The sequence below is a fragment of the Pseudobutyrivibrio ruminis HUN009 genome (assembly GCF_000703005.1).
Classification (GTDB): domain Bacteria; phylum Bacillota; class Clostridia; order Lachnospirales; family Lachnospiraceae; genus Pseudobutyrivibrio; species Pseudobutyrivibrio ruminis_A.
On the sequence record NZ_JNLH01000001.1, the window covers coordinates 1 to 22,500 of the forward strand.

At 39.6% G+C, this 22,500-nt stretch carries 22 protein-coding genes, 7 tRNA genes and 1 rRNA gene (1 of these 30 only partly in view); 4 read left to right on the forward strand and 26 right to left on the reverse strand.

Translation table 11 applies throughout. From position 1 onward, the window contains the following. From BO15_RS0100005 to BO15_RS0100080, 16 genes are all read right to left on the reverse strand, one after another. Positions 1–817 (reverse strand): glycoside hydrolase family 25 protein (locus tag BO15_RS0100005; RefSeq protein WP_207641069.1); only part of this gene is annotated, 817 nt, incomplete at its 3' end. A 77-nt stretch (positions 818–894) separates the two neighbouring features. Next, entirely contained in the window at positions 895–1,101 is a 207-nt protein-coding gene (locus BO15_RS0100010; RefSeq protein ID WP_033151490.1) for a DUF6472 family protein, read from the reverse strand. Further along, a complete protein-coding gene (locus BO15_RS0100015) occupies positions 1,080–1,265 on the reverse strand; it encodes a hypothetical protein (protein ID WP_033151491.1) in 186 nt (61 codons plus the stop codon). The genes BO15_RS0100010 and BO15_RS0100015 overlap by 22 nt, the downstream gene beginning before the upstream one ends. Next, positions 1,265–1,756: a COG2426 family protein gene (locus BO15_RS0100020; protein ID WP_033151492.1), complete on the reverse strand. Its 492-nt coding sequence runs from the start codon at positions 1,754–1,756 to the stop codon at positions 1,265–1,267. Before BO15_RS0100020 ends, BO15_RS0100015 begins: the two co-directional genes overlap by 1 nt. A gap of 5 nt (positions 1,757–1,761) precedes the next feature. Next, on the reverse strand, positions 1,762–2,823 hold the full coding sequence (gene hisC / locus BO15_RS0100025) for a histidinol-phosphate transaminase (RefSeq protein ID WP_033151493.1): 1,062 nt from the start codon (positions 2,821–2,823) through the stop codon (positions 1,762–1,764). Between the two features lie 21 nt (positions 2,824–2,844). Next, on the reverse strand, positions 2,845–4,539 hold the full coding sequence (locus BO15_RS0100030; RefSeq protein WP_033151494.1) for a L,D-transpeptidase family protein: 1,695 nt from the start codon (positions 4,537–4,539) through the stop codon (positions 2,845–2,847). Between the two features lie 107 nt (positions 4,540–4,646). Continuing rightward, entirely contained in the window at positions 4,647–5,516 is an 870-nt protein-coding gene (hslO, locus tag BO15_RS0100035) for an Hsp33 family molecular chaperone HslO (protein WP_033151495.1), read from the reverse strand. Beyond that, the gene (locus BO15_RS0100040) at positions 5,513–6,256 is read right to left on the reverse strand and encodes a class I SAM-dependent DNA methyltransferase (protein WP_033151496.1); all 744 of its coding nucleotides are present in this window, start codon (positions 6,254–6,256) and stop codon (positions 5,513–5,515) included. Before BO15_RS0100040 ends, hslO begins: the two co-directional genes overlap by 4 nt. A gap of 4 nt (positions 6,257–6,260) precedes the next feature. After that, positions 6,261–7,304 (reverse strand): DUF6709 family protein, encoded by a 1,044-nt coding sequence (locus BO15_RS0100045; protein WP_033151497.1) that lies wholly within the window; start codon positions 7,302–7,304, stop codon positions 6,261–6,263. 18 nt (positions 7,305–7,322) lie between these two features. Then, positions 7,323–8,267: an alpha/beta fold hydrolase gene (locus tag BO15_RS0100050; RefSeq protein ID WP_033151498.1), complete on the reverse strand. Its 945-nt coding sequence runs from the start codon at positions 8,265–8,267 to the stop codon at positions 7,323–7,325. Positions 8,268–8,343: 76 nt separating this feature from the next. Beyond that, entirely contained in the window at positions 8,344–10,110 is a 1,767-nt protein-coding gene (gene recJ, locus BO15_RS0100055) for a single-stranded-DNA-specific exonuclease RecJ (RefSeq protein ID WP_033151499.1), read from the reverse strand. Between the two features lie 65 nt (positions 10,111–10,175). After that, complete coding sequence (gene pta / locus BO15_RS0100060) at positions 10,176–11,159, reverse strand: phosphate acetyltransferase (protein WP_033151500.1); 984 nt, start codon at positions 11,157–11,159, stop codon at positions 10,176–10,178. A gap of 124 nt (positions 11,160–11,283) precedes the next feature. Beyond that, the gene (locus BO15_RS0100065; RefSeq protein ID WP_052169682.1) at positions 11,284–12,465 is read right to left on the reverse strand and encodes a CapA family protein; all 1,182 of its coding nucleotides are present in this window, start codon (positions 12,463–12,465) and stop codon (positions 11,284–11,286) included. Between the two features lie 17 nt (positions 12,466–12,482). Beyond that, positions 12,483–12,659, reverse strand: a complete 177-nt coding sequence (locus BO15_RS0100070) for a DUF4250 domain-containing protein (protein WP_033151501.1) — start codon at positions 12,657–12,659, stop codon at positions 12,483–12,485. A 94-nt stretch (positions 12,660–12,753) separates the two neighbouring features. Then, positions 12,754–13,716, reverse strand: coding sequence for a methyl-accepting chemotaxis protein (locus BO15_RS0100075; protein WP_033151502.1), 963 nt, complete (start codon positions 13,714–13,716; stop codon positions 12,754–12,756). Between the two features lie 18 nt (positions 13,717–13,734). Continuing rightward, entirely contained in the window at positions 13,735–14,829 is a 1,095-nt protein-coding gene (locus tag BO15_RS0100080; protein ID WP_033151503.1) for an FIST signal transduction protein, read from the reverse strand. Between the two features lie 173 nt (positions 14,830–15,002). On the opposite strand from BO15_RS0100080, the gene BO15_RS0100085 reads away from it, so the two are divergent. After that, complete coding sequence (locus BO15_RS0100085; RefSeq protein WP_033151504.1) at positions 15,003–16,757, forward strand: diguanylate cyclase; 1,755 nt, start codon at positions 15,003–15,005, stop codon at positions 16,755–16,757. Between the two features lie 9 nt (positions 16,758–16,766). Here BO15_RS0100085 and BO15_RS12935 read toward each other — a convergent pair whose 3' ends face one another. Continuing rightward, complete coding sequence (locus BO15_RS12935) at positions 16,767–17,438, reverse strand: histidine phosphatase family protein (RefSeq protein ID WP_052169683.1); 672 nt, start codon at positions 17,436–17,438, stop codon at positions 16,767–16,769. Positions 17,439–17,567: 129 nt separating this feature from the next. On the opposite strand from BO15_RS12935, the gene fliB reads away from it, so the two are divergent. After that, positions 17,568–18,578: a flagellin lysine-N-methylase gene (gene fliB / locus BO15_RS0100095; RefSeq protein ID WP_033151505.1), complete on the forward strand. Its 1,011-nt coding sequence runs from the start codon at positions 17,568–17,570 to the stop codon at positions 18,576–18,578. Positions 18,579–18,606: 28 nt separating this feature from the next. On the opposite strand, the gene BO15_RS0100100 is transcribed toward fliB, so the two are convergent. Continuing rightward, positions 18,607–19,071, reverse strand: coding sequence for a cysteine hydrolase family protein (locus tag BO15_RS0100100; protein WP_033151506.1), 465 nt, complete (start codon positions 19,069–19,071; stop codon positions 18,607–18,609). Positions 19,072–19,308: 237 nt separating this feature from the next. On the opposite strand from BO15_RS0100100, the gene BO15_RS0100105 reads away from it, so the two are divergent. Next, entirely contained in the window at positions 19,309–19,944 is a 636-nt protein-coding gene (locus BO15_RS0100105) for an SOS response-associated peptidase (RefSeq protein WP_033151507.1), read from the forward strand. A gap of 237 nt (positions 19,945–20,181) precedes the next feature. Continuing rightward, the gene (locus BO15_RS0100110; RefSeq protein WP_033151508.1) at positions 20,182–20,520 is read left to right on the forward strand and encodes a hypothetical protein; all 339 of its coding nucleotides are present in this window, start codon (positions 20,182–20,184) and stop codon (positions 20,518–20,520) included. Positions 20,521–20,562: 42 nt separating this feature from the next. Here the strand turns inward: BO15_RS0100110 and BO15_RS0100115 are convergent. The 8 genes from BO15_RS0100115 to BO15_RS0100150 form a co-directional block, all read right to left on the reverse strand. Continuing rightward, positions 20,563–20,636: transfer RNA gene (locus BO15_RS0100115), tRNA-Arg, on the reverse strand. Positions 20,637–20,646: 10 nt separating this feature from the next. Beyond that, positions 20,647–20,720 (reverse strand) — tRNA-Met (locus BO15_RS0100120). Between the two features lie 9 nt (positions 20,721–20,729). Beyond that, positions 20,730–20,802 (reverse strand) — tRNA-Lys (locus tag BO15_RS0100125). Between the two features lie 17 nt (positions 20,803–20,819). Further along, positions 20,820–20,890: transfer RNA gene (locus tag BO15_RS0100130), tRNA-Gly, on the reverse strand. 14 nt (positions 20,891–20,904) lie between these two features. Further along, positions 20,905–20,979 (reverse strand) — tRNA-Pro (locus BO15_RS0100135). 15 nt (positions 20,980–20,994) lie between these two features. Continuing rightward, a tRNA-Asn gene (locus BO15_RS0100140) sits at positions 20,995–21,067 on the reverse strand. Positions 21,068–21,167: 100 nt separating this feature from the next. Continuing rightward, positions 21,168–21,240: transfer RNA gene (locus BO15_RS0100145), tRNA-Ala, on the reverse strand. A gap of 102 nt (positions 21,241–21,342) precedes the next feature. Beyond that, positions 21,343–22,500 (reverse strand): 23S ribosomal RNA (locus tag BO15_RS0100150) (it continues 1,736 nt past the right edge of the window).

Here is a 22,500-nt window from a genome sequence, read left to right on the forward strand (position 1 = left end):
CAACATACCATCCTGTTGTAACAATACCTGTTGCTTCATCTGTGTGATATTTAATACCTGCAACATCTACCCAACCAAACTGCTTACGGTAGTTGTTGAAGAAGTAAACATTTCCTGCACCTAAATCAAGAAGACCTACTGCTGGGATGAAAGCTGTGTAGTCTTTCTGTGCTACGTTCATATCTACACGGCCATTGATACCTGCAACTGCTCCACTTGAAGAATACTGCCAGATAGCCCATCCAGCGATATCATTGTGATCTGAATACTGAGCAATCCACTTGTCATAAGCAAGCGCTGATGTAAAGTGTGCTTTGTAGAAGTTTGTGTATGTGTAAAGCATTGGTGTGTAACCAGCCTGAGCGATTACACTACAAAATGCATTTGCCATTGCTGTACATGTATTAGCATCAATACCCTTCTGGATTCCATCCTCGAAATCGAATGCTACTGGGAAGTTGATGTTGTATGGCTCAATCCACTGAAGAACAAGATTTGCCTCCTGGATGGCTGCCTCAACTGTTGTTGCGTATGAATAAATATATACACCTGTACGAATACCTACAGCCTGTGCTCCTGCTACGTTAGCTGCGAAGTAAGGATCAATACCACTCTTTGTGCTACCTACCTTAATGAATGTATATGTAACTCCTGACTGAGCAACTGCAGCCCAGTTAATTGCCCCCTGATACTTTGAAACATCGATACCCTGTGCACCAGCTGCATTTGCAGTGATTGGTGTGGATAATGTCATCACTACAGCAAGCATCAACGCTGCAAGTGACTTAAACACTTTTGAAGCTTTAAATTTTCTCACTTCATTGACCTCCTAAATAAAACTAGTAATATAATATCATAATAATTTGTATTATTTAACTGATAAATACAAATAATTTACATTTGATGACGTACCACCTTGTACTCATCTCCGTTAACAAAGTATGGGCATTCACTGTAATGACCTGTTACCAGCCTAACATAATCATCCTCGTCCATATCCATTTCGCAATAATATTGCTCATCCTCTTCGTCCCATACGAAATTGTTACAATATTCGCAGGCAGTACTACCAGATTTTTTTACCTTACTATTACCAGCCATCTAATAAAACCTCCTACTAGAACAGCCACAAGAATTGTACCAAGCATTATTGCATACATGTATTCCTGATGTTTCTTGCCCCAGGCTGAATTCATTACAGCCATATATAGCCCAAGGCCAACAAGAATAGCTACAACATTTATCAACATATTAACTGTTTCCATTAAGCTGTTACTCCTATAAATGCGCCAAGACCAAGTGTACATAAAACACCGATGATGATTCCGGCTAAAGCCACACCGCAGATTACTGCAAGGATTGAAGACTTAAAGTCCATATCAAGAATTGATGCTGCAAGTGTACCTGTCCATGCACCTGTTCCTGGAAGTGGAATACCAACAAACAATAACAATGCTACGAAAAGTCCTCTACCTGCTTTTTCCTGAAGCTTCTTGCCACCCTTTTCACCTTTTTCAAGGCAGAATGTAAAGAAACCACCGATAACAGGCTTATCTTTACCCCACTCAAGTACCTTTCTGGCAAAAAAGTAAATGATAGGTACTGGAATCATATTTCCAATTGCAATAAGGATGTAGGCTAAAAGCAAATTGAAGCTTGGATCTGCAGCCTTGAATCCATAGGCAAATGGAATAGCTCCTCTTAGCTCAATCAGTGGAACCATTGAAACAAAAAATACTGTTAAATACTTGATCATTAAATCTAAACTCCTTTTAAAATCTTTTTTAATTCATCTATAAATACTTGCATCTCCTCATCTGTTCCAATAGAAATACGCAAGTAATTTGATATACGCTGTGGCTTTGAGAAGTAGCGCACATAAATGCCACGCTTTTTAAGCTCTTCAAAAATGAATGAAGCCTCCATAGATTCATGTTTGGCAAAAATGAAATTGCTCTTTGAATCTGGGACTGTAAAGCCAAGCTCTTTTAACTGAGCCTTTGTCCACTCTCTTGTGGAAATAACAGCTTCAAGCTTTTCTTTAAAGTAAGTATCGTCCTCTATAGAAGCAACACCTGCCTGTAGCGTGATTGTGTCCATTGTGTATGAATTAAATGAGAACTTACAATCTGATAGATATTTGATAAGTTCTTTTGAACCAATAGCATAACCAATACGGTTACCGGCCATAGCTCTTGATTTAGAAAATGTACGAACTACCAAAACATTATCGTATTTGCGAACTAAATCTATGGCAGACTCAGAGCCAAAATCTACATAGGCCTCATCAATAATCACAACACACTCAGGATGTGCCTTAATAATCTCCTCAAAAAAGGAAACAGGCTCAGCTATTCCTGTAGGTGCATTTGGATTTGGAATAACTATTCCTCCGCAACACTTGTCATAATCGCTTTTTATAATTTTAAAATCCTCATCAAGAGCTTTTGTCTCAAATGGAATTCTAAAAAGTGATGCCCACACATCATAAAATGAATAGGTAATGTCTGGGAAAAAGATTGGTTTGTCTGAATTAAAAAATGTAAGGAAGCTCATAGCAAGAACGTCATCTGAGCCTACTCCCACAAAAATATTTTCTTCATCAAACCCATGATATTTAGCCAATGCCGAAATCAACGATTGGCACCCTGGATCAGGGTATTTTCTAAGAGAATCCAATTCTATATTAGAAATAGCTTTACCCACCAAAGGACTTGGTGGGTATGGATTTTCATTAGTGTTTAACTTTATTACCTTAGTTTTAGGCTGCTCGCCTGGAGTATAAGGTACTACTTCTCTAACATTACTCTTCCAATTAGCCATATTTTGCCTCGCTATCGTGCACTATTGAACAACGCCTGTATCTGTACCGCCAGCCTGAGCTGCTGCAGCCGCTTCTGCGGCAGCCTGTAACTTCAATGTCTGAAGTGTTAGCTCTGCGTTAACAAGATCCTGATAATTTAAAACCTGTGCCTTCTGCTCTTCTGTTAAAGCTTCGTACTGTGCTCTAGCTTCAGCAATCTGAGGTTCAGACTCAAGTGTAACTGTCTCAATTTCTGCGATAAGCTCTGAAACCTTAACCTGTGGATTCTGGATAAGGTAGTTTTCTTCTTCTGTGTCACCAGTATAGAAAACAATAACAGGCCAACCAGCTTCTACAATATTGTAGATTTGCTCTGCAGCGGAAAGAGGAAGGTTTACGCATCCGTGGCTTCCGCCTGTTTTATAAATGGTGCCACCAAAGCTTGAGCGCCATGTAGCGTCATGAAGACCTTCGCCCATGTTGAATGGCATCCAGTAATTAACATGTGATTCGTAATTGTCACCCTTAAGTGTGGCATCTGTCTGCTTGTAAGCAATTGGGTATACACCTGTGTGCGTACCGTGGTTTGCTGAAATCTTACCTGATACACAATCTGAATCAAATACCATTTCGCCATCCTTATAAACATACACGTGCTGTTCTGTAAGGTTAACTTCTACGTATGAGTTGCCATAATCGTGTTCGCCATGGCTTGTTCCGTAGTAAAGATAAGTGAAGTCGCGAGTAACATCCTCGCCCCCTTCTAAATCAGCAATGATTGCATCGATTTCGCCATCATATGCTATTCTCCAACCGAATGAACCTGCTGGAACTTCTATTGTCTCACCTGAAGTGGTGGTGAATTCCTTTTTCTTGCCATAAGTGTTGTACTTATCTCCCATTGAGTTTACATACTCGCCTATAGCATCTCTGTCGAAGGAAACATTAAAGCTATCATCCCATGTGAACCATGTAGCCTTTGTGTCGGCTGGAATATCTTCTGTGTAACCCTCGCCTAAATCATAATGGATATCTGTATCCATGTAGTTATTTAAAACATCAACTGCCTTTTGAATATTAGCATCAGATGCTAAAACACTAGGCTTTTCATAGCATGTGCCATCTGCAAGATTAATCTCAGTTTGAAGATTCTCAACTGCATAGATGATTGCTTCCTCTACGCCCTCTTCTGTGATTTTATCTCCGTATACTTCATCAACAATCACAAACTTCTCGCCATCGAACTGAATGGTAGCGTCCTGTGATTCTGTTGTAGATGATTGGTTGCTAAAATCAAGGCTGCTTGCTACTGCTGTAACTTTGGCAGAATCATATGCGTTGCCTGTAGCTGTATAGAATTCAGCTGGTGCAAACAAACGAAGTACCCAGTTGAAACCAGTTTGAGAATCGAGAAGTGCCTGAACCTCTGATTCATCATAATTAACTCCTACTCCTAATTCGCTTGAGCTTACTTCGTTAATTACATTTCCATCTGCGTCAATAAATGAAATAGTGTATTTGTCTGCACTATTGATAATTTTATCGTATGTGCTTTGCGCTGTTCTGAATGAAGCACCAACGCCATTGACCTTGCTTCTGATATAGAAGTGATTTCTAAAGAACAAGCTTCCTGCCAAATATATTATTAATATAATACCAAGAATTATTCCAATCCTAAGCCTTTTTGCTCGGTAATAGCTTGGTGGATAAATCTTTTTGCGACCCTTTGCTTTCATTGTGCATAATCCTCTATAAAATGATAATAAATCTCCGTGTGTAAGTTTACAGGAAATCAGCAAATAAAAACAACTAAACTTTTATCTAATAGGGCGCAATTATTTGACTAATTCCTCCTAAAGCTCTTAAGCTCGTCAATTGTAAACTCATATGCCTCATTACAGAACTGACATTTAACCTCTACCGGTTTTCCATCTGCAATGATTTCATCCATATCTTCTTTACCAAGTGATGCAAGGCTTTTTATAACTCTATCCCTTGAACAATCGCACTTGTAAGCTGCTGGATATGTTTCCTTGATTTCTACTTCTAAGCCAGCAAGAACAGTCTGGAGCATTTCTTCTGGTGTCTTGCCACTTGAAAGCATATCTGTAACTGAAGGAAGAGTCTTTAAATTTTCCTCAATCTGAGTAATAACTTCCTCTGGAGTAAAAGGCATAAGCTGAACAATAAATCCGCCTGCGCAGTTTACTGTATTGTCCTTGTTCATAAGAACACCAAGTCCTACTGATGATGGAATCTGTTCTGAAACTGCATAATAGTATGTAAGATCCTCTGCAATTTCACCTGTCTGAAGCTCGACAGTACCAACATATGGCTCTTTAAGCCCCATATCCTTGATAACTCTCATGATACCAAGGTCGATAGCTCCGCCTACATCAAGCTTGCCGTTCTTTGGTGGCAAATCAACAACTGACACATTCGGAAATCCTTTAACCTCACCCTTGCTATTGGATGTAACTGTGATTCCCTTCATTGGACCACTTCCCTGAATCTGAAGTGTAACCAAATCATCCTCTCCTTTTAGCATGACACCCATCATGGAACCTGCCGAAAGCATTCTTCCAAGGGCTGCTGTAACGATTGGTGATGTATTATGACGAGTTCTAGCCTCTTCCACTATATTTGTACTTGTAATTGCAAATGCTCTAACTGCATCATTTGCTGCTGTTGCTCTAACTATATAGTCTTTCATTTTGTAACCTCTCTTGCTATAAAATACAATCTATCACTATCTTCTGTAGGTGCCGCCATGGTAGAAACATCAAGCACCTGAAGAAATTCTAATCCACTTTCTTTAATGGCAGCCTTCACTTCATCGACAGTAAACGCATGTTGCATATGCTCTTCCTCGAATCTGTCAAAAGTGCCCTCTTCATTTTCTTCATATATGGTCAGGTAATAGTAATTATCTCTGGCGTCAGGGTTGTATTCATTTTCCCAAATGAAGCTTCCTTCTTCGCGATTTTCCGCTATCGTACTAGTTCCTAGCTTTTTATAGTAGCTATCTGTTTTCATATCAAATATAAAAAGCCCTTTAGGATCCAGATAATTATTTGCCAGTTTGCAAACCTGAAGCAGTTCATCTGTATCAGCCAGATAATTCATGCTGTCGCAAAGGCTGATTACCGCTCCTACTGTTCCGTACAGCTCAAAAGAACGCATGTCCTGACATAGATAAAGGATTCCATCGGAATCCTCCTGACTCATAGCCTCCATCAACATATCATAGGAGACATCGATACCAATCATATCGTAGCCCATTTCCTTAAGGCGTCTAGTCATCTGTCCTGTACCACAGCCCAAATCGCATACGATTTCCATTGGCATATTATATTTTTCAAATAGTACTTTTATGTTTTGCGCCCAATCATCATATGGAATATTGTCCATATATCTATCGTAGACTGTGGCAAAGCCTGTATAAGCTTCCATCCTGCTATACCCTCTTAGATAAAAAGCTTGTTATCTTTCTGATAACATCAAAATCATTTTGAATTTCTTCAACCTTAAGTCGATTCTCCTCAGAGAATCCCACAAGTATATCATGGTTGGCCTCAGCCAAATAGTCCATAATACCGTCAATATCACTTTTGATATTCTTTGGGCACTTGATATAGTGTCTCTTTCCTGCAGTTATGTGCAATGTATAAGTAATAGAGAAATGATGCCATAAAAACTTATGCATTGTTGAATACTTGTAAATCCAAATTATAGCATCAATTGGAACAATGGCAACACCATAGCTACTTGTTTCAATAAAATAATGCTCTGTAATAAACATATCCTCTGTTGCAAGCTGTGGTAATGTAGCAAGCTCCTCCTCGGCTTCCTCAAGGATTTCTGCTGGCTTGCCATAAGCTCTTGTTTTCTGAACTGGCAACGACAACACAGGAAATGCAATATATAAACTGTATACTATGATTGATGCAACACTGTATAGACCAAAAATCATATAGAAAAACTGGAAGGCCTCTGCTGAAGGTCCTGTAGCATCTGGCTCTGAAATGGTGTATGTAGAAACTGTAGAAAGAATTCCTTCTTCGCTCCAATTCAAATCACTAGCCAAGTTTGCTAGAAGGTTTCTGGCTGCCTCAGAATCATAAAGGATTTCTCCTTTTATGGTAAGTTCTTCAATAGTTGGTGAGCCTTGCTCACAAGTATCAGGATCCAGAAGCACTATAACACACTCAGAATTAATCATAGTGTAGTAATAGTAGCCTCTGGTCCTATCCAACCATTTGCTGGTATAGCCTGTAAAATATAAATTCTTTAAATCAAATTTGGCGTAGTTTTCACCATCATTATACATTTCGTATAAGCTGATAGAATCCTCACTGTATGTCTTAGGGAAAAGCATATGTCCTATTGGGAAAATGAAAGTTAACGCAATAAGAATCACCAAAAAGACAATAGGAGCATATAGCTTACTTTTATAATATGTCTTTATTGACCTTGTTATTAAATGCTCCAAAGAATCCATAACTACTCCATTTTACCTTTATTTATGTGCTTCAAGCCACTGATAGATATCTTCGTAAACCTGGTCTCTATCAAGCTCATTTAATATTTCGTGTCTGTCACCCCTGTATAATTTTAAGGTAACATCCTTTATTCCTGCTGCCTTAAATGCATCTGCTGCAGCTTTTGTACCCTTACCCATGTTTCCAACTGGGTCCTCATCACCAGATACAACTAAAAGAGGTAATGTCTTGCGCATCTTTTCCACACAAGCCTTTGTTCCAACATATTTTGTAGCTTCCACTAAACCTTTATAAGCATTCAAAGAGAATGTGAAGGTACAATATTTATCGTGATAGTACTTTTCAACACTCTGTATGTTTTTTGAAAGCCATGAGTTTGCATAATCATTTCCATAGCAATCATACTGCTTGTATGGAGCTGAATATGTCATATCTCTTACAAATGTGCTTCGGTAATTTTTTCCTTTCAAAAGTGAAAGAACTGCTATAACAGCAAGGCCACCATTGCATGTGGCTGCTGATTCCTGGCCTGTACCCATAATAATAGCACCTGTCAGTTCTTCCAAATAAGCTGTCTTATCTGATAAGAACTTTCGAAGCATATATGAACCCATAGAATGTCCTAAAATAAAATAAGGAAGATTAGGATATTCCTTTCTAGTCTTTGCATAATGAGTGTAGATATCTTCAACCATATCGTCAGCTGGATGCTTGCCTGTCATGATACCAAGCTCCTCATCCTTTGAGACTGACTGACCATGACCAATATGATCATGACCTACAACGATATATCCCTTAGATGCGAGAAATGTAGCAAACTCATCGTATCTTTCAATATATTCAACCATGCCGTGAACAAGCTGCAAAACAGCAACTGGCTCTCTATCTGGAAGCCACTTTCTACAATGAATTACAGAATGTCCATCCTTTGAAACAAATGTATAAGTCTCCTGGTTTCCCATAATTATATCCCCCTTATATTAGCATTTATATTGATTCTAAATGATTTAACAGCGAGATTCAATAAATGAGCACAATCTACTTAAACTGTTCAATCATTATTTGTACACTGCGTTGGCCCCTAAATTCGTTTATAGATGGCTCGTAAACAATATCCATTTTAACGCCTGTGTTGCGTCCTGAAAAGAGTCCTTGCCAACTAGACTCTCCATATTTTTGGGTAACAGCAGTTTCAAATTCTGGCACATTTCTAAACATTAGACCTGTGATAGCTTGCCCTTTTTCTGTAAGCATCGATAATCGTAAATACTGACCTTCTTTACCGATATAGGCTGCCCTGGTAATAGGTATGTTTTTCAAAGCAAATAATGGCTTTGTATTTCCTGTACCAAATGGCGCAAGTAAATCGATTGAATCCACAAGCTCCTCTGTAATGTAACCTAATGGCATATCACAATCAATATTAATAATTTCCTGCATATCATCATCTGTCAATTTGCAATTTGCATTGAGTCTAGTGCGGAGCTCATCTATTTTTTCAGTTGGAAGGCTGACACCTGCCGCCATTGGATGTCCACCGAATTTAGTAAATACATCCTTAACTGCTGTAAGCTCCTCAAACATATTGTAAGCCGGAATTGAACGGCCACTTCCTTTTGCTCCATCCTCAGCATCTGTAATCACAATAACTGGTTTGTTGTAGCTTTCTCTAATACGACCAGCCACAATGCCTGCCAGGCTTTCATGAAGCTCTGGAATATAGATAACCAAAACTCTGTCGTTGATTATATCCGTATTTTCAATAAGTTCTCTGGCTTTATCAATTCCTGTCTGAGTCATTACCTTTCGCTCTGCATTAAGTTCTACCAACTCATTTGCCATTGCAAGAGCCTTTGCTTGATTTTCCTCCATCAAAAGCTCTATTGCTTTAGATGCAGTATCCAGGCGACCGCTAGCATTGAGACATGGCCCTATTACAAACCCCAGATGATAACAGCTTAATGGCTTTCCAGAAAGCTCTGTTCTTGCAATGAGTGCACCTAAACCAATATTATCAGTTCCTTCTATGGCCTTAATTCCGTGATATACAGTAGCGCGGTTTTCCCCCTTCAATTCCATAACATCACAAACAGTTGCAATAGCAGCAAACTGCAGAAACTTATCAGATTCTTCTTTTTCTATTCCAATGAACTCGAAAAGGACTTCCACAAGCTTCCATGCAACCTGCGCTCCGCAGATACCCTTAAATGGATACTGGCAATCTTCTCGCTTAGGATCAACCACTGCGTCTGCATTAGGAAGAATCTGCTTTCTAGTAACTCCATCCTCTTCCAACTCGAAAGGTACCTCGTGATGGTCCGTTACAACAACTGTCATCCCAAGCTCTTTCGCCAAGTTAACTGCTGGAGCTGCTGCAATACCATTATCACAAGTGATGATAAATCTAACACCTGCATCAAACGCACTCTGAACCATATCTGGATTTATACCATATCCATCAATCATTCGATCAGGTACAGCATAGTCCACATCTCCCCCTGCCTCTTTGATGGCTGTGGTAAGAATATAAGTAGACATAATTCCATCTACATCATAATCACCTACGACACGAATCTTTACTCCTTCATCAATAGCTTCAAGAAGTAGTTCACAGGCATTATCCATATCCGCAAACAGATGAGGGTCTGGAAAATTATTCAAAGTTGGATGAAGATACTCTTTCATCTCCTCATATGTTTTAAGACCACGATTTACCATAAGACGCACAATAACAGGGTCCACATTTAGCTTCTGACTTAATCCTGCATAATCTGCAGCTTTTCTTTGTAGAATCCATCTACTCATAACAATTTCTCTCCGTTAAAAAAATTCCGCGACTTCCGTCGCGGAATTTAGTCGTTCTATAAATATTATGCAAGAGCGGCAGTAATAATAGCCATTGAGTATACTTCCTGTGCGTTGCAACCACGAGATAAGTCGTTGATTGGTGCATTAAGTCCAAGAAGGATTGGGCCGTAAGCATCAAAACCACCAAGACGCTGTGCGATCTTGTATCCGATGTTACCTGCGTTGATATCTGGGAAGATAAATGTGTTTGCGTGACCAGCTACTGTTGAGTTAGGGCACTTTGTCTTTGCAACACGTGGTGAAACTGCTGCATCAAACTGAAGCTCGCCATCGATGTCAAGCTCTGGATACTTCTCCTTTGCCTTTGCTGTAGCTTCGCGCATCTTGTCAACATCCTCGCCCTTTCCTGAGCCAAGTGTTGAGTATGAAAGCATAGCAATCTTTGGATCGATACCGAAGATTTTTGCACATGCTGCTGTCTCGCCAGCGATTTCTGCAAGCTCATCAGCGTTTGGCTTGATGTTGATTGCGCAATCACCCATTGCAAGAACTTCTCTATCACCTGTAGCAGAGTTACGAACCATGATGAAGCATGATGATACGATGCTGTTACCTGGCTTTGTCTTAATAACCTGAAGTGCTGGACGTACTGTATCAGCTGTTGAGTATGTAGCGCCACCAAGAAGTGCATCTGCAACGCCCATCTTTACAAGCATAGTACCGAAGTAGTTTGCCTGCTTACATGTAGCAGCTGCCTGCTCCATTGTAACGCCCTTGCTCTTTCTAAGCTCACAGAAAAGCTCGCACATCTCATCAAATCTATCGTATTTTTCTGGATCAATAATAACAGCTCCGCGAATGTTGAAACCTGCGTCTTCAGCTGCTGCCTTTACTTCTTCCTCGTTACCAATAAGAATTGGCTGAAGGAAATCTGAACCAAGAAGACGGCTAGATGCCTCAATGATTCTGTGATCTGTACCTTCTGTGAAAACGATTTTCTTAGGATCCTTTTTAAGGATGTCAATTAATGCTCCAAATCCTGCCATTTTTAATTCCTCTTCTTTCTTTAACTATTTATTTAAAATTTAATTAGTTACTACAAACCATAGCTAGTGTACACCTTTTTTGTGAAAAATGGATGGCTTTTTTTATTGTTCTCGATTTTGTACTTTATAGTATTTTTTCTGATATAAATCCATTCTCATCAACGGCTACATTGCTAGAAATACTTTCAACATATGAATAGCCTGATTCGTCTATTGAAGTCACTGCATTTGAGGCGCTAATTGGTACTATTCTGTAGCTAATAGCATCATTCTCATCAATTGTAAATTGAACTGCACCACCTCCACCTGACTTGATTGTCTGGTTAAAAATGAAGTTACCCAAGCTATAGAAAATAGGCTTACCATTGTAGTACTCAACTGGCTGCAAGCAGTGACTGTGCATGCCGATTACAGCATCTGCGCCAGCATCAATCATTTTGTAGCCATCATTAGTCTGGTAATCCTCAAGCTCAGTTGTGTGCTCCACACCCCAGTGTACCATTACGAATAGATAATCCACCTGACTGTCCGCTTCTGAAATAGCATTCAACAAATCTGTCTCATCATAGAAACAGAATTCTCCGGGCTGAGAGTTTAGAACATTCCAGCTTCCTACTGGTATTACATGACTGGCCGCTAAGAAGCCGTAAGTTCTACCTTTCGCATCTGTTTTAACAATAAGTTTACTAGCCTCTTCAAGACTGTTTCCAGCACCTGTATATTCAATACCTGCATCCGAAAGTGTTGTAAAAGTGTCCGTCAGTGCGTCTTGCCCATAATCAAGCACATGGTTATTTGCAAGCCCCGCTATATCTACGCCTAAATCATTAAGAATTGTTACGTATGTAGGATTTACTCTGAATGTGTACTGCTTATCTGGCGCCTGCTGCCCTCGCTCAGAATAGCAAAACTCATTGTTAATCATGGTATATGTGGCATCGTTTAATAACGACTGTATTTCTGATGATGCCACACCATCAATTCCCTGACTGTCATAATTGGACTGAACATATTCGCTGAGCTCTACATCACCAGTAAATACTATTGATGTGGTCAAATCCTCTGGTGTAGGCTCGGCCTCTGATGGCTCGGCAGTATCTTCAGTTTCTACAGCAACCGACTCCTCCTCAGTGGTATCTGTCTCTCCTATCAGCCACTGAAGCTCAGCTTCCATTCCCTGGTCTTTGGCAAAGGCTTTTGCCTGCTCATTAAATGGACCATTTTCGCCGAATGCATACCACATGCCAGCACCAATTATTACAAGCACCAGTACTGTTTTGATTAATCCTGCAAAAAATTTTTTCATAAGTTTATTCTCTCTATTTATCTGAATTTATTCTTTTCAGCGTCGTAGTGATAATCAATCATTGCAAGCTTTGCAATTATTTCATCACCATCAATTTCATTATCCTCCACCAATGCATCAAAGCTTGAATAATAATCTCTTAATGCAGTATTTACTACAGAAAGAAGCATTACTGGATCTTTTGGAAAATTCATTTCACGTCTCCTCTAAACTGTTATTCTGTAGTATTCTACCACATTAAATAGGGACCAGCAAAAAGCCGGTCCCACATGTGATAAATCTTTTCAATTATAATTCAGTAAGAGGAGCTATTTGCTCAAGAACATTATTCATATCCTCAAACATGAATCCCTTCTTAGTAATCTTAACCTTGATATCTTCAATGTCGTCTGCAACTGTGTCGAAGTATCTCTGAGAGTCGTCAATATTGTCGGAGATTTCATTGATTGATGATTCACAATTCTTAAATACATCTGCCATCTGAGCACTCTGGCCTGTTACCTCATCCGCAACATCCTTAATCTTTCCAACAACTTCCTGCGTTTCAACTACTCGTTCATGAGAAGCACTGATTGCATCCTTTGTATGATCAACTGATTCAACCAAGCGGTTATTATTCTCATCGAGTTCTTTCATGCTATCAAAGATTGATGTTACAACGCTTTGGATTTCTGTAGAAAGATTTGTAACTTCGTCAGCAACTACAGCGAATCCTCGTCCTGCCTCACCAGCACGAGCTGCTTCGATTGAAGCATTAAGTGCCAAAAGGTTTGTCTGCTTAGCGAAGCCACCAATCTGCTCAACCTTTTCACGAATGTCATCAAAGCTCTTTTGGAATGCTTCAAAGACTTCCTCAACCTCAGCAATTGTATCTGAAACTGCGCTAGAGCTTCTATCTACATTTTCCATACCTTCATGAGAATCATCTGCTGTAATTTCAAGCTTCTTTACAATTTCGTCGAAGGCTTGTGTTATCTCCTCAATTGTTCTGAACTGATCCTGGAATCTGGCAACTGAGTCTGAAATGTTACCATATTTTTCTTCAACAACTGAGAAAGAATCACTGATTGTCTCAATACCCTGGATAGTATTTGCCTCTTCTCTCTGAAGCATATTCTTTTGCTCAATTGAGAATCTGCCAACCTCTTTCAAGGCATGCATTTTATCTTTTAAATTTACAGCTTTCTCATTTGCTGTAGTAGTTGTTGCAACCTCTTGCTCAACTACTTTCTTCTTACCAAAAAGTCCCATATCGTCCTCCTATCTGCTCTACTCAAATACTGCACATACCATTGTCTGATTTACATGTTGTTTCTTGTACTGCTCACCACCGCCGATGATTCCAACATGTGGGCCTACTCCCTTCATGGCTGTCAAATATTCGGTTAGATAATTTCTCTGAGTGTAGAGTAGATGACGATAGATACAATTTACAGAGAATACAAATGAGATTTTCTTATTCTCTTCTTTGATTTGTCGTCTTGTTTCTGCACCAATCTCGTCGTAATCCATCAGTTCCATTATCTGAATGGTATCATTTTCATTGATTTTTTTGTAATTGATCAATGAACCATTCTCACCAATCGCATAAGGGCTACTGATGAAGATTTCATCACCAATCACACGACCAAGCGGACTAACCAAAACATTGTCTACTAACTCGCTTCTACTAACGCCAGCATCCTCACAATATACATCAGCTGCAGGTCTACCATCCAAAGAAATAAGTTCCTTCTTCGCCAGGTTAACCTTTGTTGCAATATGTGTATTTGCCCCTTCCATTGGTTTGAAAATTAGCTCAGAATATGTTCTAATCTTTCCTGTTTTATTTTTAATTAAAGCATAACAGCAAGCATCTGGATAAAGAACACCATTTAGCATCGCATATCCTGTTGCATCTGCTGGGTATCCAAAAATTGTACCACCAACAATAGGAATGTTAGCTTTCTCTAAAGCCACATTCATAGATGAAACTAAACGTTCCTCATCATTGGTACAGAACTCAATGCAAACTGTATTGCTGTCTCCTGCCCCAATCTTAGAAACCTTTTGTTCCATTGATGCAATATCCTGAAGAGGTGCCTTCGATAGATTTCGCAAGATTCCTACTTCAACCTCTGCATCCGCACCAAATGAAATCAAAATCATTCGTTTATCCGAAGATTCCGACTCATAATAAGACGTTGTACTTGTGCCGATTAAATCAACACCAGGGAACTTATTAGCAATTTGTTCCGAAGCGTCTTTCAAGTGTTCATATGCGCATAATAAAATTAATAATTTAGGATTATTAGCCTTTCCAATAACTTCGGCTACTGCTGAATTGACATCAGCCTTCATTGATGTACCAATTGATATTTGCATAATTACCCCTTTCTGACAATATATTCCCCAGTAACCTAACTGTATCACAAATATTTTCTTAATACGAGTATGTTCACACAATTTCCATGAAATGTTGTTTTTTTTTCAATATACTAATATTGTTACGTTATGTACCATAGTGACAATATTGACATATCGTTTTAGGAGGCAATATGAAGCAACGAACTATTGTATTTGACAAAGCTGATGAAATGGATGATGTTGCCCTACAGCTGCTTAACTTTATTGAAGATACTCCACATAAAAAAATACTTTTTCAAGCTGTAGAGCCTAGTGGCGATATTGATTATATTCGTACCGGCTTGGAATACGCACACGGAGCATTACCTGATATCACAATTATAGGTATGACTTCTCATTGTGCAATGACCCATGATACTCATGCCGCGAAATTCCCTGTTGTATCCGTTCTTTTATTTGAAGAAAATGACTTTACAGCCTTCTCTTATGACTGTAAGACACTTACGCCTAGTGAAGTAGGTTTTAAATTATGTAAAGAGCTAGAAAACATCAAGGATGTAAAAGGCATTCTTATTATGGGTTCCGATATTACGTTGACTCCTCAGGATTTTATAGATGTAGTTTCTTCTAAGTATCCAGATATTCCATTGTTTGGAGCCTTGGCTGGAACTTCAACTTTAAAATCAGACGAATCTCTGGTTTTCCATAACAATAACGTATATGAAAGAGGTATGGTAATTGTGGTGTTCCACGGTCCTACTTTGGAAATAACCACCCACTATAATCTCGGTTGGAAACCTTTGGGAAACACCTTTACAGTTACAGAAAGCTCTAACGATGGAAAGGTCTACAAAATCAATGATAAACCTGCTGTCACTGTATATAATAAGTATTTAGGTGTTCCTATTAATGAATACTTTTTCGAGAATACAGCAGCATTTCCTTTTATTTTCAAGCATAACAATAAGCTGGTTGCCCGTGTTGCATTAAAGCACACAGTAACCTCTCTTCAGTTTGGAATTGAAATACCAGAGGGAACAAAGTTCAGCTTAGCCTATGCAAAAGCGAATTATCTTTTGGATGAATCCTTGACCTGTGCTAACAAGATGAAGGAATTCAATCCTGATGCAATACTTATTTATGCATGCATGAGCCGTAGAACTCTTATGGGGGATGAACTAGCTGAAAGGGAATTTTCATATTTTAAGCAGGTTAATCCTAATGTAACCTGGTCATGTGGATATGGAGAACTTCTTTACGACGAGCATGGCGATGGCCTATTAAATGGTTCTCTTGTTGCAGTTGGTATAAAGGAAGGTAACAAACCAGTCACCGATTCTTCCCCTATCACCGATTCACGTTTACAAGCTGAGCCAGAGGTAATCGATTTAACTGATCGATTGATATCATTCCTTGAATCAACCACCGAGGATTTAAATGATAATATAAACCTTCTTGCAAACATGGCTAGTCATGATCAGCTTACAAAAATCTATAATCGAGCAGCTCTCGACTATTATTATGACGAGCTAATTCACAACATTTCAGCCTTTGACACTATCGCTATGATTATGTTTGATATTGATCACTTCAAGCGTGTGAATGATACATATGGTCATGACGTAGGAGATCAAGTAATTGTAGGAGTTGTAAACGCAATAAAGGAAAGACTTCCAGACAATGCAATTTTTGCACGTTGGGGTGGAGAAGAATTTATGTGTCTGCTTCCAAATTGCGATAAAGAAACTGCAATCAATGTGGCAGAACGCATACGCTTAAGAGTATCTGTAACCGATTTTAGTCCTGTTGATCAGGTAACTATAAGTATCGGTGCTTGTCTAATCAACAAGGATATTGACAAGATTGAAGCCTTTTCCAAAGTCGACAAGGCCTTGTATGAGGCCAAAGAAACAGGCCGTAACAAGGTTGTCTTCTCTGAACAATAGGATTATCAATTACCAGTTTTTCTCAAATCCATCTGAGATAAACTGGTAATTGTCTTTTGTGCCATCTTCACTTATAAACAATTCTGCTATGGCACAGTTATTGAAATCCACATCCCAATACTGGCTACGTGGAGTCTTTTTGATAGTCTCAAAAATTGCATGGCTGAGCGCTCCATGGCTAACCAGCATGACAATATCCTCTTCCTTAAACTGGCCAGTCTTTATAGCACTTCTAAGCTTTTCTACTACACTATTAGCTCTCGCTACGACCTCATCATAACTTTCTCCCCCTTTTGGAGGATTATAGGTTTCTGGTCTATCAAAACATTCAGTAAGAAATTCCGGATTCTCCTGTTCCATATTTTTTTGTTCATATATTCCAAAGGACATTTCCATTAAATCAGGCTCGATTACAACAGCATTTGGCTTATTATCCTTAGTTATTTCATTTTCCTGATAATCGCTAATATCAATCCCTGCAATTATACAACCTGTTTCAATTGCCCTTCCAAGCGGACTTGTTATTAGCTTTGTAGGAATAAGACCAAGGCTCTTCACCAGCTCATGTGTCTCTCTAGCCTGCTGTCTGCCTCTTGCATTAAGTGGTATTTCAGAGCTTCCTTGTAATCTTTTCTGCGCATTCAAATCTGTCTGTCCATGTCGTACTAATAGTATTCTCAAAATATTGTCCTCTTTTATCTGCTATTTTGTTCTCATGACATAATAGTCCATGTTAAAGATTGATGCAATGACTAGCAACTCATCCATATACGTGATACCATGGTAAAGATTTATTTTAGAGGTATTTTTATGATTTACAGAAAACAAAAAGATTTTGATAAATTCAAATGTATTGCCGATAAGTGTCCCAAAAGCTGCTGTATCGGCTGGCAAATAATGATTGATGACGATAGTCTTGATAAATACGCTACCACATCTGGAGACTTTGGATATAGATTAAAATCATCTATTAATTACGAAGAAGGCTCCTTCCTTCAAAATTACACTCGTTGTAGCATGCTTAATAAAACAGGTCTTTGCGATTTGCAATCCACTTTAGGAGAAAGCTATCTTTGCAACACTTGCAGCAAGTACCCCCGTCATGTAGAAGAATTTCAGGATATCCGTGAATATTCACTATCTCTTTCATGTCCTGAGGCAGTTAGAATGCTTTTGGAGCCAGATTATTCATTTTCATTGGAAGAGACCGAGGATGATATCTTCGACGCCCCTGAAGAATTCGAAGACTTCGATTTACTACTTTTTGATAAGTTAGAATACGCTAGAGATAAAATGATGGAGCTTGCAAAAAACGAGTCTATTCCTTTTTTAGAACGTTTGGAACGTATCAGATGTGCCGCCCTCGCCTTGCAGAATCTCTACGATGAAGGAGAAATTTTTGAGATGGATAACATCTCCTATGAAAATAAGTCCACCATTTCATTAGAATATGCCATGAGTGGGCTCGGCACCCTCCTTGAATTAGAAGTGTTAGAAGAATCATGGCATGAAACTATTAGAGAAACGATATCTTATTGGAATAACAATCCACCAAAACAATTCTCAGAGGATTCAACCTTTGTTTTTGAAAAAATACTAATTTCTCTTCTATTTAATTACTTCTGCGGCGCTATATATGATGGACAGATTTATGCCAGAGCTATGATTGCCATAATGAGCACTCAGTGGATCATGATGATTCAAGCTGCACATCCTAATATGGACTTAGCTCAAAACATATATCTATATTCTAGAGAAGTTGAGCACTCCGACATCAACGTAAATACGTTAATATCATACTTTGAACAGGAATTGGATTAAAAAGGAACTCTCATTGGAGAGTTTCTTTTTACATTTTTTCCAACTTCATACAAGCTAAAGCCCCTTTTTGTTCCATCGTCTTTAGCTCTGCATAGTAAAATTTGTCGTTATGTGCCTCTATAGCATCCATAAGAAGATGCACTCCATATCCCCTATCTAATGCATCCATCACTGTTCTAGACACACAGCACCTTCCATCAACTCCAACAACATTTATAGTTTCAACCTTCATTTTATTAAGAAACAGTTCAAATTCATCGTTAGAAAAAGCACTTGGTAATCTTTTCTTAAATATACAATCAGACTCAATCAATAGGTCTTCCGCTAAATCAAAATTTTCATCCTTGCCACTTCTTCCTGTATTTCTAACATACACAACAGGAATATCAGCTTTTACTGCTTCACTTATTCTATTATTTACTCTCTTTACCAAATCTGGCTTATAGTTTTTTAGATATCGTTGTTGCACATCAATAACAAGTAATATTTTCATAAACCACCTACATTTACTATTTCTCCCTGTTTATCCACTATCAAAATTATATCATAGTACATTAATAAATAGCGGTATAATTCGGGCCTGCAGTTAGTCCTAACTAATTTTTGTTCTGTTTTTTCATAAAAATTTCATTAATGTTCGGGATTGAAAAACACTTCTTTAGGGTGTATCATCTGATTACAAAAAGCAAACATATTTTCGGAAATTATGTTCGATAAATGGAGATTTATTATGTGTACTAGATATGCTTTAGAAAAAAGTCTTACAGGATTAAAAGATATAATTGAAATAGCAGAACGATCTTCTCTAACCACTAAGTTTATAGATACCCATGCAAAACCACTTGTCACTGACGGCGAAGTACGTCCAACTGACATTGTTCCAGTCATAGCTCCTAATTCAAAAGGAGCACGAAGTGTCTTTCCAATGCAATGGGGATTTATCGGAAGGGATAATAAACGATCAATCTTCAATGCTCGTTACGAAACAGCCAGCATTAAACCAACTTTCAAAGAAGCATGGCGATCTCACAGGTGTATTATTCCCGCTTCATACTATTTTGAATGGGAACATTTTAGAAGCCCAGATGGTCGAGTCAAAACTGGTGATAAATACGCTATACAACCAAGTGGTTCTACTATCACCTGGCTTTGCGGTTTATATAAAATTGAAAATGGATATCCAGTATTCGTTATTCTTACAAAAGAACCAACAGAAAATCTTAAGCAAATACATGACAGAATGCCACTTATGCTACCTGCAGACAAAGTGGATGAATGGATAAATCCGTCATCTAACCCGGAAGAATTAATTCCTTTTGCATTATCAGATGTTGTTGCTGAGAAAATACTATTAAGTCGTTATTAGATTCAGCCTACATCTTTAGTGGGAATAAATAGGGACACTCCAAAGAGTTACTATATACACAGTTAATACAGTAAATAGCAACTTATACGGAGGTGTTTTTATGAAAGGATACATTATTGACGCAGGATATATGGGATATGTTGATGGCGAATACGAGTTATTTGCTACAGAGGACGATTATTTAGAATACATGGCTGCATAATCTCATATAAAAATCTATACATGGAGAGAAAGCCTATGGAACTTGCAAATCAAATCATTGCAGTAGATTTCGATAATACACTATGTTTCAGTGATTGGCCTAATCTAGGCAAACCAAATCTGCCGCTAATACAATACCTTAAAAAGCAAAAAGCATCAGGAAGCAAAATTATACTATGGACCTGTCGTGCTGGCAAACCACTTGATGATGCCGCAGCTTGGTGTCGAGAGCAGGGTTTAGTTTTCGATGCAATCAATGATAATCTTCCAGAAATTGTTGAGCTATACGGAAATAACAGTAGAAAAATTACTTGTGACATCTACATTGATGACAGAAATATGAAAATTGAAGAATTGCTTGCAGCTAATAGCTAAAAGAAAAAAGACTTTGGATATTATCCAAAGTCTTTTGTTTAGCGTGCGTGAGAAGATTCGAACTCCCGACACCTTGGTCCGTAGCCAAGTGCTCTATCCAGCTGAGCTACACACACATAATAAAAGTAGCGAGAGGGGGATTCGAACCCTCGACACCGCGGGTATGAACCGCGTGCTCTAGCCAACTGAGCTATCTCGCCATATTAAAATGCGCGATCAGGGGTTCGAACCCTGGACACCCTGATTAAGAGTCAGGTGCTCTGCCAGCTGAGCTAATCGCGCATGATATAAGTATTAAGAGCGGGTGATGGGAATCGAACCCACGTATTCAGCTTGGAAGGCTGATGTTCTACCATTGAACCACACCCGCAAATATTTAATTAGTCGGGGTGACAGGATTCGAACCTGCGACCCCCTGGTCCCAAACCAGGTGCTCTAGCCAAACTGAGCCACACCCCGATGTTTTAGGATAAGCTCCCCAAGTAGGACTCGAACCTACGACAACTCGGTTAACAGCCGAGTGCTCTACCAACTGAGCTATTGAGGATTATTAATATTCTTTCAAATCTTCGGCGAAACAGGGAACTCGCCGAGTGCTCTACCAACTGAGCTATTGAGGAATACAAACAATAGCAAAAACTATTGAATGGAGACGGAGAGATTCGAACTCTTGACCCCCTGCTTGCAAGGCAGGTGCTCTCCCAACTGAGCTACGCCCCCAAATAGTGGTTTCTCAACGAAAAAAGCAAGCTCTTGCTTGCCACTTCTCTTATAGCAACCTCAAAACTTCACACAGTATTCCGAATCTACATATCTTCTTTTTAGAATAAACCTTCGATCTATTAGTATTCATCAGCTGAATGCGTTACCGCACTTACACCTTGAACCTATCTACCTTATCGTCTATAAGGGATCTTATTTCCTTGAAGGAATGGGATATCTCATCTTGAGGGGGGCTTCACGCTTAGATGCCTTCAGCGTTTATCCCGTCCAGACTTGGCTACTCAGCTATGCCGTTGGTCGACAGCTGATACACCAGTGGTCCGTCCACCCCGGTCCTCTCGTACTAGGGGCAGCTCCTCTCAAATATCCTACGCCCGCGCCGGATAGGGACCGAACTGTCTCACGACGTTCTGAACCCAGCTCGCGTACCGCTTTAATGGGCGAACAGCCCAACCCTTGGGACCTGCTACAGCCCCAGGATGCGATGAGCCGACATCGAGGTGCCAAACCACTCCGTCGATGTGAACTCTTGGGAGTGATAAGCCTGTTATCCCCAGGGTAGCTTTTATCCGTTGAGCGATGGCAATCCCACTTTATACCACCGGATCACTAAGTCCTACTTTCGTACCTGCTCCACCCGTCGGTGTCGCAGTCAAGCTCCCTTCTGCCTTTGCACTCTTCAAATGGTTTCCGACCATTCTGAGGGAACCTTTGAGCGCCTCCGATACCCTTTCGGAGGCGACCGCCCCAGTCAAACTCCCCGCCTGGCATTGTCCCACCACCGGTTCACGGCGGCTGGTTAGAAATCCAATACTACAAGGGTGGTATCCCAACAGTGACTCACTAGAAACTGGCGTCCCTAGATCATAGTCTCCCACCTATCCTGTACATGCAGTACCGAATCCCAGTACCAAACTGGAGTAAAGCTCCATGGGGTCTTTCCGTCCTGGCGCGGGTAACCAGCATCTTCACTGGTACTTCAATTTCACCGGATGCATTGTCGAGACAGTGCTCAAATCATTACGCCTTTCGTGCGGGTCGGAACTTACCCGACAAGGAATTTCGCTACCTTAGGACCGTTATAGTTACGGCCGCCGTTTACTGGGGCTTAAATTCAAAGCTTCGCTTGCGCTAACCTCTCCTCTTAACCTTCCAGCACCGGGCAGGCGTCAGCCCATATACATCACCTTACGGTTTCGCATAGACCTGTGTTTTTGCTAAACAGTTGCTTGAGCCTATTCTCTGCGGCCTGATTAC